The following is a 12,757-nucleotide window of genomic DNA, read 5'->3' as shown; positions in this document are numbered from 1 at the left end:
ATGGCGCAACCATTGTTTGAAAAAGTTGCATTTATCGGACTCGGGCTAATAGGCTCGAGTTTGGCACGTGTAATGCTGGCAGAAAACTTAAGTCGGCATATTGTGGCATCGACCCGTTCTGAAAAAACGCTGCAAGATGCTTTGGAATTAGGATTAATTGAACAAGGCTTTAACAATCCTGTAGAGGCCGTACAGGGTGCAGATTTGGTAGTGTTGGCATTGCCTGTGCAAGCAACAGAAAAAGTCTTACGACAGATTCAGCCTTATTTGGCAGATCACGTGATTCTGACCGATGTTGGTAGCACCAAAGGTAGTGTAGTGGCTGCAGCCAAAGCCGTATTTGGTGATAACTTACCTGAAGGTTTTGTCCCTGGTCATCCAATAGCAGGGGCAGAACATACAGGTGTGCATGCAGGTAAGGTTGATCTATTTGCCAACCACAAAGTGATTTTGACTCCTTTACCTAGTAGTGCGTCATGGGCAGTCAGCAAACTGATTCAAATGTGGGAAAGCGCCAAAGCCGAAGTAATTTGCATGGATGTGGAAAAACATGATGAGGTATTGGCGTATACCAGTCATCTTCCACATTTAATGGCCTTTAATTTGGTCGAACAATTGGCAAATCGGGAAGATAATTTAGACATTTTCCGCTATGCTGCAGGTGGCTTTCGTGACTTCTCACGTATTGCTGCCAGCGATCCACAAATGTGGCATGACATTTTCTTGGCCAATAAAACTGCATTGTTAAAAGCGGTGGATGGCTTTGAAAGTCAACTCGCGATTATTCGCCAACTGATTGAACAAGAAGACTCGCATGCTTTAATGGGCTTGCTTGGACATGCACAAGCGGCACGACAGCATTTTAATCATATGCTCGCCAAGAAACCTTTTATGGAGAACAATAACGTGACACAACAATTTACGATTTTGCCGGGTGCTAAGACTTTCCAAGGTAAATTTACCGTACCGGGTGACAAATCTGTGTCACATCGTTCCATTATGTTTGGTGCAATTGCCGAAGGCACTACGCATGTGACAGGTTTCCTTGAAGGTGAAGATGCATTGGCGACTTTGCAAGCATTTCGTGATATGGGTGTGAGCATTGAAGGCCCTAAAAATGGTGAAGTCACCATTCATGGCGTAGGCATGCAAGGTTTAAAAGCACCTGCAAGCGCAATTTATATGGGCAACTCAGGCACATCTATGCGTTTGTTGGCAGGCATGTTATCTGCACAGCAGTTTGATTCTGTTATGACAGGTGATGCGTCATTGACCAAGCGTCCAATGGAACGTATTGCTAAACCATTGCGTGAAATGGGTGCACAAATTCAAACGACGGGTGAACGTGGCACACCGCCAGTATCGATTACAGGTGCGCAAGCGCTGAAAGGTATTCACTATGATTTGCCAATGGCATCTGCACAGGTGAAATCAGGTATTTTATTGGCAGGGCTTTGGGCAGAAGGTGAAACTTCAGTGACTGAGCCTGAACCAACGCGTGACCATACCGAACGTATGTTACGTGCATTTGGTTATGAAGTGAAAACTGAAGGTAACCGTATTTCATTGCAAGGCGGCGGTAAATTGGTGGGTACAGATATTCAAGTACCTTCTGATATTTCATCTGCGGCATTCTTCATGGTGGGAGCAGCCATTACAGAAAATTCAGATGTAACCTTAGAAGCGGTGGGCATTAACCCAACCCGTACAGGTGTGATTGAAATTCTGAAACAAATGGGTGCAGACCTGAGCGTGGAAAATGAACGTATTGCAGGCGGTGAACCAATTGCAGATATTCGTATTCGTGGTTCACGTACTTTAAAAGGGATTCATGTTCCTGAAGATCAAGTGCCATTGGCGATTGATGAATTTCCTGCATTGTTCATTGCTGCAGCTTGTGCTGAAGGTCAAACTGTACTGACAGGTGCTGCAGAGTTGCGCGTGAAAGAATCAGACCGTATTCAAGTGATGGCAGATGGTTTAAAAACCATGGGCATTGACTGCACACCCACTGACGATGGCATCATCATTCAGGGTAAAGGCAAAGCAGGTGACTGGTCAGCGATATTCACAGGCGGCGAGATTGAATCACATCATGACCACCGTATTGCCATGAGTTTTTCTATCGCAGGCTTGCGTACTTCTGGAGAAATTAAAATTGTCGGTACAGAAACAGTAGCGACAAGTTTCCCAACCTTTACTGAGCTTGCAGGTGTGGCAGGTCTGAATATTCAAGTGACAGAATAAGCCAAAACGATACGGGCTGCGATGACAAATCGCAAAGCCTAGACTTTATGCTGAAACAGCCAAGCTTTTGCTTGGCTGTTTGCGTTTTATTGCTTATGCTAAACCCATACAAGAAAAAAGCCTTTGGGTTCGAGCATGCGCAAATTAAAATTTATGGCGAATTGTGAAAATAAACAAGAGTTACAAGATTGCACTTTGGCACAGAATTATGTGGCGAATTTACTTTCACAAAACTTATCTCACTATGGCTTTCAAACGTTGCCGCAGAGTGGTGCACAAGTCGCTGTAAGTGTAGATCAACATGCGCTGCCTTTGGCTGTGAACTGTCAAAGCCGTGGTGAAGATGGACATCTTGTTTGTGAAATTACTTCATACCCCAATGAAGAACAAGACTGGCTAGAACGGATTACAGAGCAAAGTTTATTAAATCAATTGGCGCAAGCGGTAGAAAATACTCTGAAAGAAGACCAATCTTTTAGTGAATTTGAGTGGAAAGGTTAAACTAGGACGATATGTGTTGGATGTTTAAAATCTATACATGATTTTTAAATTAAAAATAGGGTCTGTTGACATTTCATAAAGGCAGCCACAGATAAATACAAGCTAAGGCAACTGCGCTTCGAAAGTTTCGCTTTAGTTTATCAAACCGTGTAGCAATTCCTCGGAATTGCTTCAAACGGCAAAAAGCATTCTCAACTAAGTGTCTGATTTTATATAAATACCAGTCCATATGATCATTACTTGATTTCGTGTTTGATTTCTTCGGTATATTCGCTTTAGCACTTTAATTTTTAATCTGCTCTCTTAATATTTCAGAATCATAGCCTTTATCCATACAGACTATTTCAGTGTCAGTTAAATCTAATTGTTCGACTAAAATAGGGGCAACTTTGACATCATGGGTGGTTCCATCTGAAATAATAAATTCGATCGGGTTACCGTGAGAGTCAATAGCTAAGTGAATTTTAGAACTATTACCCCCAACACTTTTTGAAATATCCTGATTAGGGATTTCTGCTGAATGTTGGTGTGCTCTAACATGAGTAGCATCAATAAATATCCATTCACGATCAGCGTTCTCTGAGAATATTTTAAATATTTTCATTATCTTATCTTTATTAGACCAGCGATTGTACTTTTTAAAAATTGAGTTTGGATTACCAAAAACCTCGGGTAAATCTCTCGAAGGGCATCCTGTTCTAATACGATATAGGATTGCCTCAAAAAAATTTCTCAAATTTGATTTGAGATAAATATTAAAATTGCGAGAATAGCTTTTAACTTAGACCAGTGTTGATCATTCAACATTTTACGAGGTATAGCGAGTAGTGAATTTGGTTTGGCGATTGAATTTTACTATCTCGCTATTTTTTTATACAGCAAATGTCAACAGATCCTATTCATTTTTTAATTGAAATGTCATCTAAATGACACATCGCAACCGTATATTAAGCAGGAAGAACAATACAACAAAATAATTTTTATTTAACCCGCTTAATTTGGGAGAGTTAAGTGGGTTTTTTATTGCCTAGAGAAATGTTGCAAGTACTATAAAAAAAATAAGCTCAACTGATCAGAGTGAATCAATGTTTTTTTAAAGCAGACACTGAAATAAAAGCACCTCAGCCTCCACGTTGGATTGATCTAAGAGATCATCTTCTAGCAATACAACGCAACGTGTTTTTCCGATAGGGTTAAACAAAAACACGCATTGGAGTTTGTTGAAAGCTGCTGCTATAGTGAGCGCAGTATTTTTTATTTAGGTGGTTTATGCTCGCTTTAATTTCTCCAGCCAAGACTTTAGATTATGAAACTGCATTACCAAGCGATGAATATACTCAACCTAGATTACTTCAACATTCACAAGAGTTAATTGATGTAGCACGTAAACTTTCTGCTACAGAAATTGCCAGTTTAATGAGTGTCAGTGAAAAAATTGCCACTTTGAATGTCGAGCGTTTTCGTGACTGGCAAGCAGAGTTTGATCTTGCCAATGCACGTCAGGCCATGTTTGCCTTTAAAGGTGATGTGTACACAGGCTTAGATGCTTATAGTTTATCTGCTGCAGAGATTGAGTTTGCTCAACAACACTTGCGCATGCTTTCTGGCTTATATGGCTTATTGCGTCCATTGGATTTAATGATGCCGTATCGTTTGGAAATGGGCACTAAGTTGCATAATGCGCGCGGTGAAAATTTGTATCGTTTCTGGGGCGATATCATCACCAATTTAATTAACCAAGATTTAAAACATAACCAGTCGGCATTATTGGTGAATCTAGCTTCCGATGAATATTATAAGTCAGTGCAGGAAGCAAAAATTCAGGCTGAAATTATTAAACCTGTGTTTTTAGATCAGAAAAATGGCAAATATAAAGTCATCAGTTTTTATGCCAAAAAAGCCCGTGGTTTGATGGCACGTTTTATCATCAAAAATAAATTAGAACGCGCAGAAGACTTAAAAGCATTCAATAGTGAAGGTTATTATTTCGATGCAGACAGTTCTTTAAAAGGCGAATTGGTCTTTAAACGTGACGAGCAAGCCGCCTAACTGTCGGTTTAATCGTTGAATCTCCCATCATGCTAACCTATGGCAGATGGGGGCGAGACTGACCAATCTCCTGTTTGTACTCTTAAAGCTGTTTAAAGGCTTCTATGGCACGTAATCGGCTAAGTTTTAAATCTACAATTGGATGCGGATAATCCAGTTTTAGATTTGGATTTTTCGCATATGGTTCATGAATATTTTTGGCATCTAAATGAGCCAGTTTAGGTAGCCATGTGCGAATATAATCACCATTGGGGTCAAACTTTTGTGATTGGCTCACAGGGTTGAAAATCCTAAAATAGGGCACTGCATCTGTACCAGTCGAGGCACACCATTGCCAGCCACCGTTATTGGCAGCCAAATCACCATCAATTAAATGTTGCATAAACCACTGTTCGCCCAAGCGCCAGTCAATTAACAGGTTTTTGCACAGAAACATTGCGCAAATCATTCTGACTCGATTATGCATCCAGCCCGTTTGCAAAAGTTGTTGCATGCCTGCATCCACAATGGGGATGCCTGTTTTTCCTTGTTGCCATGCTGCTAAACCTGCAGGATCATTTCGCCACGCCACCTGTGCGGTCTGATCTTTAAAAGGGCGGTGCTTTGAAACTTTGGGATAATCAAACAAAATATGTTGATAAAACTCACGCCACAGTAATTCATCTAACCAAGTTTGTTGCCCTGTATTTTCAAGATGAAAATGTCCTTGTGAATGCGCAAAAACCGCAGCCAGACATTGCCGAATGGAGAGAATGCCACAGTTTAAATACGCAGATAATTGGCTGGTACCAGACAACGCTGGAAAATCACGCTGTTGCTGATAATCTTGCATTTGTTCACGAGTAAAATCATCCAACAAGTGATGTGCATGTTGTTCCGTGACTGCCCATAAGTTTTGTTGTGCCGTTGGAAGCGGGTCGAAACCTAAGTGTTCTAAACTTGGCACTGTAGAGAGATATTGTTTAGGAAGTTGGATGGGTAGTTGTGGTTGCGGCAGAGGAAAGCAACGCGGAATACTGACATTCAACTGTTGATAGGCATACTTTTTAAATGCGCTGAATACCTGATACGGTTTCATGCTCTGATTGCGCACCGTACCCACAGGAAAAAGCGTGCGGTCATGGTACAAAACCAAATCCTGACCGTGTTGGTTCAAGGTTTGTTGAACTTCAAGATCACGTTTTAGCTCATTCACTCCCAATTCAATATTGGCATAAATATTTTGAATCGGATGAGAGTCCTTCAATGTTTGGCATAGTTGGAGCAGTGTTTGTGCAATGTCAGCCCAAGATGGTGTAATTTGAACAATCAGTGGGATATTGAGTTGTGCGAGTTCGTCTTTTAGTGCATTTAATTGACGCAAGTAAAAGTCAATTTTAATGGGCGCATCGTGATGTAAACGATATTGCTGAGGCGAAAGAATCACCACGCCAATACAAGCTCCTGCTTGGCTAGCATGCCAAAGTGCGGTGTGATCTGAAATTCTTAAATCTTGTCGGAACCAAACTAAATTATAGTTTTGCATGGGAAGAATGCTTGATGTGAGCGCTAGAAAGGTGACTTCATTATAAGCATGACTGGGTAAAATTGTCTTAAATGTGAAGGATTTATTTGACCAATAAAACAACAATGTGCTGTGTTGATTTTTCCTGTAATGATCTTTCCGCAATAGTCTGCCTGAAAGGATCTTTCAGTCATGTGCTTATCCTGAATTTTAGAATGACAAACAAAAAAGGCAAAGTAAAAATACTTTGCCTTTTGCTTCGATCAATACTGATCTTAGTGGTGATGACCACCCGCACCGTGTACGTGACCGTGATCTAATTCTTCTTGAGAAGCTTCACGGATTTCAATGATTTCAACTTCAAACGTTAAATCTTGACCAGCAAGTGGGAAGTTTGCATCAACAATTACGTTGTCGCCTTCAACTGCTTTTACAGTTACGATTTGAACGCCATCATCAGTTTGCGCTTGGAATTGCATGCCTGCTTGGATGTTGTCTACACCTTGGAACATTTGTGCAGGAACTTCTTGTACTAAGTCTGGGTTGTATTCGCCATAACCTTCAGCTGCAGGTACGTTTACAGTAAATTTTTCACCTACTGTTTTACCTTCTAACGCTTTTTCTAAACCAGGGATGATATTACCTGCACCATGCAAATAGGCAAGTGGTTCACCTTGAGATTTGTCGAGAGTTTCACCCTCTGCGTTAGTCAATGTGTAGTGGAAAGAAACCACGAGGTCATTTGCAATAGCAGTCATGTTATTGATCCATTCAATTTTTTAAGGGTACATCATAAAGTGAAACGTGGAATTTGTTATAGACATTTCTGCAAATTCTTCACTTTTCCGAGTTTTTTATGACATTTTTTAGTTAATCGGGGCAAATTTTATAATTTCAATGCAAATTTATGCGTCATACCTATAAATTTGCAGATTTTATGGCAGGCTCATTTTAAGCCCTTTGTATGATGTGTAGATGACAATAAAAAAGATGGGACATTGCCCATCTTGGTGATATTTAATTCTTGAGGATCATCGGCTTCTAACCGAGTGAAGTTTTCTCATCTTCTACAGGTTGATGGCTAAAGAAATTAAACAAACTGCCAAACCACATCATGATTCTTTCAAAAATATTGGCTTCAACAATGTTGACCTGTTCTTCAATCGAAAAGCTGTTAATCAATTGGTTATTTTGATAAACGTGTACGGTTGCCAGTTTCATGACCTGTGCCAATGGCGCAGTCAGCAATTTTTCAGACAATTCAATATTGACATGCGTTTGTGTGCGCTGTGCAGGTTCAATCGTTTCTAATTCGCCTTGTGCATTCACAAGTTGTAGACGTTGAGTACTTTGATCAAACTGCGCCAAGTTAATTGCATGTGGCTGTTCATAGAGTGATGTCGTCACAAACTTTGGCTGGCTGCTTTCAATCTTAAACATGCGTAAAGTCGATTTCACCACAGGCAATTCTGCAATCATTTGTTTGGGTTTAATCGCGACTTCATTACGGGTATAGCTATAGGCTAAATTTAATAATTGATGTGCCACTTCAGCACGTTTTTGCGCACTCTTGGTTCCCATCACCACCACCACCAAACGACGTTCAGGTGCATCACTGTCCAGTGTTGGGCGGTTTGCGGTTAGGGCAAGGTTGTAGCCTGCAGCTTTGGTGAAGCCTGTTTTTAATCCATCTACACTTGGGTCTTGTTTTAATAAAATATTGGTCGCACGGTGAAAGTGCTGATTATAGGTAAAACTGGTCTGTTTTGAATAAGCCAAATAATCGGGTGTTTCAGTCACAATCGCTTGTGCCAAACGTGCCATATCTGCCGCAGAAGAATAATGGTTTGGCATGGTCACACCAGACGGATTCTGAAAATGTGTGTCTTGCATACCCAAAGCTTGCGCTTCCTGATTCATTCGGGCAATAAACTGCGGCACACCACCTGCAACACGTTCACCTAAAGTGAGTGCAGCATCGTTAGCAGACATAATAATTAAGCCTGCCAATAATTGATCTACCGAAATCTGCTCACCTGCTTTTAGATACATTTGTGATTCATCCCACATCACTTGTTCTACCACAGGTGTTGCGGTCAAAATTTCATGTCGGTCTAATTTACCTGCCTGAATATCTTTCAGCACAATATAAGCCACCATCATTTTAGTGAGTGAAGCAGGTGCACGTTGTACGTGACTATTGTGTTCTGCAATCACTTGCCCAGATTGTGGGTCTAAAATTGCCCATGCTTCGGCTTCGACACTTTCAGCTTGAATATTCAATAATGCGGCATGCGTGATTGCGCTGCAGAGCCAGCAGAGCGCCGCAATCAGATAGATAACACGTTTCAAAGAAGTTCCTTATTTACACCAATCCATTGGTGTCACAATGGTTTTAAGCAGCAAAAACAATAACAATTGACTAGGGAATGCTATGCCTTTTTTGCTCAGATGGCTACCCATAAATGCAGACAAATCTCATCTTGACGCATCAATTGCTAAAAAAATGTTAAGCTTGTTGCCAAGTTCTTATTTATACATTTTGTATTGCCCATTATGTTGCATTATCAAATCGAATTTGACGATTATCGTCAGCATCTTATGCATGTCACCGTGCGTTTTTTGGCTAATCCTACTCAGGTTTTATCGCTACCTACTTGGATTCCAGGCAGCTATTTAATTCGTGAATTCTCCAAACATCTTGAATCGGTACGTGCTTATGATGAAGCAGGGCGTATCCTCAAAATTCAGAAATTTGAAAAGAATAAATGGCGCTTATTTAATACCGATCATGAATTGATTACGGTGGAATATGATGTCTACGCTTATGATTTGTCGGTGCGTGGCGCTTATGTCGATCAGACGCGTTTATATGTCAATCCTGCCTGTGCTTGTTTGGGCTTAGATGGACAAGAAGACAAAGCCATTGAAGTTGAAATATTTTTACCAGATGAGCTGAAGCATTTTCAGCTTGCAACAGGTTTGATTGCAAAAAGTTTGGTAAAAGGGCGTTATACCTTAAAAGCCAAAAACTATGCCGAACTGATTGATGCACCGTTTGAATTGGCAGAACAAACTCGTTTTAGTTTTACCGCAGCAGATATTCCACATGAATTTGTGGTTTCGGGTAAACATGCAATGAATGCTGCACGTATGCAGCAAGATATTGAAAAAATCTGTGCCACGCAAATTGCTATGTTTGGTTCTGCGCCATTTGCAAACTATACCTTTATGACCATGGTAACAGGCAATAGCTATGGTGGCTTAGAACATCCAAACAGTACCAGTTTAATTACACCTCGTGATGATTTGCCGAAAGCTAACGAACCTGAACAACCTTCTAAAGATTATCAGCGCTTTTTAGGTCTGTGCAGCCATGAGTATTTTCATAGTTGGTTGGTGAAATTCATTCGTCCTGAAAGCTTTGTGAATTATGATCTGAATCAGGAAGGTTATACATCGCTGTTATGGATTTTTGAAGGCTTTACGTCTTATTACGATGATTTGTTATTGCTGCGTAGTGGTGTAATTGATCTGGCGGCTTATTTGGAGTTGCTCAAAGCACAAATTGATCGTTATTTGCAAAATCCGGGTCGTGCGATTCAAACGGTAGCAGAATCTAGTTTTGATGCTTGGGTTAAGTTCTATCGTCAAGATGAAAACTCGAACAATGCAGGAACCAGCTACTATAACAAAGGTTGTTTGGTGGCTTTATGTTTAGATTTGGGCTTGCGCTTACGTGGTTCAAGCTTAGATGCCTTAATGCAGAAATTGTATGCCAATGCGCAACAGGGCATGCAAGTACATGAGCGCACCATCTTTGATTTATGCAAAGAATTAACTGGGGATGATTGGTCGGAGCAAATCCACCATTTAATCAACACGACTGATGAATTGCCGCTCGATCAGTTATTGCCTGAGTTCGGGATTGATTATCAGCTAAAACAGGATAAGTCTTTGCCATTTGGTTTGAAATTGGCAGATAAACCTGAAGGGATATTGGTACAAACTGCACATCGTGAAGGTGCTGCGGCAAAAGCAGGACTTTCTGCGCTTGATGTGATTATTGCGATTGATGGTTTAAAAGCTACGGTAAAATCCCTTGAGCGATATGCCAAACAGGATGCAATTTATACTGTTCATGCGTTCCGCCGTGATGAGTTGATGACTTTTGAGCTATATGCTGCGCAGATTGAATTGCCAGAAGTGGTATTAAATGTTACAGATCAGGCAAAAGTAGAGCAGTGGTTGAAAGGTTGATCATAAAAAATGTAAACCGATGCTTTTGCATCGGTTTACTTTTAATAAAAATATTAAGAAAGTAACTAAGTGTAATGCTTAAGAGGGACCAAGGCTTAAGTTATGAGAAATGAGGTGGAATATCAGTTAAAAGAGCTGATATTAGATGATGACTTCAATAGTTTGCAGAATTTAGTAAATGAAGAAGTCAATCTTATGGAAATTTTAAGAGTTTCACACAGAGAATTACAGCATTCAAATTTTTTAGCATGGCTGTTTGATCCTGCAGAAACTCATAAATTAGGAGATTTTGTATTAAAAGAGTTTATAAAATTATATTTTAAAGAAAATGAATTTCAAAATTTAGGTAATAAGTCAGGTTTATCTGTTTTTGATTTTGTTCACTTAGATTTTGATGACCTCGTAATTCATAGGGAAATGCAAAATATAGATTTATTGTTTTTATCTAAAAAGAATGAATTTTGTATGATGATTGAAAATAAAATATACTCTGGAGAAGGAAAAGGTCAGCTTAGAAAATATAGAAATATTATTGAAACAAGTTATCCTGATTATAAACATAAGATTTATATTTATTTGTCTTTGGAAGATCAAAATATTAATGATCAGGATTCAAAACATTATGTTCAGTTAAATTATGGTCATATTAGTAAGCTGATTGAACAAAAAATCCTAAAACAATCAGCTAATTTGGCTGAAAAAACCAAATTTGTTCTTGAGCAATATTTACAGACGTTAAAATCTATGTTGAATGAAAATAAAGAAATTGAAGATATCGCAAAAAAACTCTATAAGAGATATAAGTCTGCTTTCGATTTAGTTTTTAAATATAGTACGCCAAATGATACAAGTGAAATTGGTAATATTTTACGTGAACTTATCGAGCAAGAGAAGTTATTGTTACCTTATAACAGTAATAAAACTTATGTCCGCTTTCAACCAATATTTTTGCATAAAAATATTGAGAAATTAAAGGATAAAGGTCTGTTTCCAAAGGATGGAAATTTAGAAAATAATACTATTTATTTGTATGAGTTCAATATAAGAAATCATGTTGTTAATTTTGATTTAAAAATTGGAGCAGGTGAACAAGAAGTTCGTGAAAGGCTTTTTGAAATCTACCGCAAACACAAAAGTTTTTTTAATCGTGTTGACAAGAATTTACAGCCTAAATGGCATCAGTCATTTCAGAAATTAATTTTGTCTGAAAATGATATTGGTGATTTTATAGAAAGTGGGGATACAGAAAAATTAAGAAAAATTCTGACTGAAAAGTTTCGTGAACTTATAGAGCAGGATTTACCAAAGTATATTCAAATACTAGAGTCTGAACTCCTTTAAAATAATGGAATAAGCCCACTATAATGAGTGAGCTTATTCCTTTTTATTTAACGCGCCCGACGTCCACGGCTTTTGGTATTAGGACGTGTGGTACCATTGGTCTTACGACGTGGCTTTTCACTTTCTTCCATTTGCCAAATACGTGGCGTACCTGATTTTTTCTTAGGCGTACCATCTTTATTTTTCTTTTGATGGGTTGGCTTGCCACCCGTACCACCTGGTTTTTTCACATATGAACGTGAGCGATACGGTTCAGCAGCAGGCACATCTTTAAAATCAGGATACAACAACGGTTCGATTTCTTTAGTTTCACCGGGTTGTAAACCCAACTGTACCAAGTCAATCGAACCAATTTTGGTGCGGATTAAACGCAAAGTTGGAAAACCAACCGCAGCCGTCATACGACGCACTTGGCGGTTGCGACCTTCACAAATTGAAATTTCAATCCACGAAGTAGGTACAGAAGCACGGAAACGTACAGGAGGATCACGCTCCCACAACCATTCAGGCTCATCGACTTTATACGCTTGCGCAGGCAAAGTCATGCCATCTTTCAGTTCCACGCCTTTACGCAATTGTGCCAAGGCATCTTCAGTGACATCACCATCGACTTGAACCAAATAGGTTTTGTATTTTTTATTGGCTGGATTGGTAATAAACTGATTCAAGCCGCCATGATCAGTCAAGAACACCAAGCCTTCCGAATCCATATCTAAACGACCAGCTAAACGTAAGTCTGGATCATCAACAAAAGCCGACATGGTGAGATGTTTTTCATCTTCACGGAATTGAGAGAGAACGTCATATGGTTTATTAAAGATGACGATTTTCATAAGAAATGCTTCTTTAAATTCA

General features: G+C 39.4%; 9 protein-coding genes and 1 pseudogene. 5 read left to right on the top strand and 5 right to left on the bottom strand.

What is annotated here, in order from left to right; all coding sequences use genetic code 11:
- Positions 1-2,247, top strand: a complete 2,247-nt coding sequence (locus FTV41_RS05525) for a bifunctional prephenate dehydrogenase/3-phosphoshikimate 1-carboxyvinyltransferase (protein ID WP_179996258.1) — start codon at positions 1-3, stop codon at positions 2,245-2,247.
- A 135-nt stretch (positions 2,248-2,382) separates the two neighbouring features.
- Entirely contained in the window at positions 2,383-2,748 is a 366-nt protein-coding gene (locus FTV41_RS05520; protein ID WP_004972981.1) for a hypothetical protein, read from the top strand.
- 73 nt (positions 2,749-2,821) lie between these two features.
- Here FTV41_RS05520 and FTV41_RS05515 read toward each other — a convergent pair.
- Positions 2,822-3,567, bottom strand: a pseudogene (locus FTV41_RS05515) (IS5 family transposase).
- A gap of 450 nt (positions 3,568-4,017) precedes the next feature.
- Here FTV41_RS05515 and yaaA point away from each other — a divergent pair.
- A complete protein-coding gene (gene yaaA / locus FTV41_RS05510) occupies positions 4,018-4,797 on the top strand; it encodes a peroxide stress protein YaaA (RefSeq protein WP_179996257.1) in 780 nt (259 codons plus the stop codon).
- Between the two features lie 82 nt (positions 4,798-4,879).
- Here the strand turns inward: yaaA and FTV41_RS05505 are convergent, their stop codons facing one another.
- The 3 genes from FTV41_RS05505 to FTV41_RS05495 form a co-directional block, all read right to left on the bottom strand.
- Complete coding sequence (locus FTV41_RS05505; RefSeq protein WP_179996256.1) at positions 4,880-6,322, bottom strand: deoxyribodipyrimidine photo-lyase; 1,443 nt, start codon at positions 6,320-6,322, stop codon at positions 4,880-4,882.
- Positions 6,323-6,576: 254 nt separating this feature from the next.
- Positions 6,577-7,059, bottom strand: a complete 483-nt coding sequence (gene slyD, locus FTV41_RS05500) for a peptidylprolyl isomerase (protein WP_096901865.1) — start codon at positions 7,057-7,059, stop codon at positions 6,577-6,579.
- 283 nt (positions 7,060-7,342) lie between these two features.
- A complete protein-coding gene (locus tag FTV41_RS05495) occupies positions 7,343-8,653 on the bottom strand; it encodes a D-alanyl-D-alanine carboxypeptidase PBP6B (protein ID WP_179996255.1) in 1,311 nt (436 codons plus the stop codon).
- A 204-nt stretch (positions 8,654-8,857) separates the two neighbouring features.
- Between FTV41_RS05495 and FTV41_RS05490 the strand changes: the two genes are divergently transcribed.
- Both FTV41_RS05490 and FTV41_RS05485 read left to right on the top strand, forming a co-directional pair.
- Positions 8,858-10,561, top strand: a complete 1,704-nt coding sequence (locus FTV41_RS05490) for a M61 family metallopeptidase (RefSeq protein ID WP_154320594.1) — start codon at positions 8,858-8,860, stop codon at positions 10,559-10,561.
- Between the two features lie 102 nt (positions 10,562-10,663).
- Positions 10,664-11,902: a PD-(D/E)XK nuclease family protein gene (locus FTV41_RS05485; RefSeq protein ID WP_154320595.1), complete on the top strand. Its 1,239-nt coding sequence runs from the start codon at positions 10,664-10,666 to the stop codon at positions 11,900-11,902.
- 47 nt (positions 11,903-11,949) lie between these two features.
- Here FTV41_RS05485 and FTV41_RS05480 read toward each other — a convergent pair whose 3' ends face one another.
- Positions 11,950-12,735, bottom strand: coding sequence for an rRNA large subunit pseudouridine synthase E (locus tag FTV41_RS05480; RefSeq protein ID WP_179996254.1), 786 nt, complete (start codon positions 12,733-12,735; stop codon positions 11,950-11,952).
- Positions 12,736-12,757: the final 22 nt, after the last annotated feature.

The organism is Acinetobacter sp. YH16051 (assembly GCF_013417135.1).
Classification (GTDB): domain Bacteria; phylum Pseudomonadota; class Gammaproteobacteria; order Pseudomonadales; family Moraxellaceae; genus Acinetobacter; species Acinetobacter towneri.
The sequence above is the reverse complement of the archived record's forward strand: the minus strand, read 5'-3'. Positions and strand labels throughout refer to the sequence as shown.

What these genes read in the sequence shown, in the direction of transcription:
- FTV41_RS05525 (WP_179996258.1), top strand. Translation starts at nt 1, where the DNA reads ATGGCGCAACCATTGTTTGAAAAAGTTGCATTTATCGGACTCGGGCTA.
- FTV41_RS05520 (WP_004972981.1), top strand. Translation starts at nt 2,383, where the DNA reads ATGCGCAAATTAAAATTTATGGCGAATTGTGAAAATAAACAAGAGTTA.
- yaaA (WP_179996257.1), top strand. Translation starts at nt 4,018, where the DNA reads ATGCTCGCTTTAATTTCTCCAGCCAAGACTTTAGATTATGAAACTGCA.
- FTV41_RS05505 (WP_179996256.1), bottom strand. Translation starts at nt 6,322, where the DNA reads ATGCAAAACTATAATTTAGTTTGGTTCCGACAAGATTTAAGAATTTCA.
- slyD (WP_096901865.1), bottom strand. Translation starts at nt 7,059, where the DNA reads ATGACTGCTATTGCAAATGACCTCGTGGTTTCTTTCCACTACACATTG.
- FTV41_RS05490 (WP_154320594.1), top strand. Translation starts at nt 8,858, where the DNA reads ATGTTGCATTATCAAATCGAATTTGACGATTATCGTCAGCATCTTATG.
- FTV41_RS05485 (WP_154320595.1), top strand. Translation starts at nt 10,664, where the DNA reads ATGAGAAATGAGGTGGAATATCAGTTAAAAGAGCTGATATTAGATGAT.
- FTV41_RS05480 (WP_179996254.1), bottom strand. Translation starts at nt 12,735, where the DNA reads ATGAAAATCGTCATCTTTAATAAACCATATGACGTTCTCTCTCAATTC.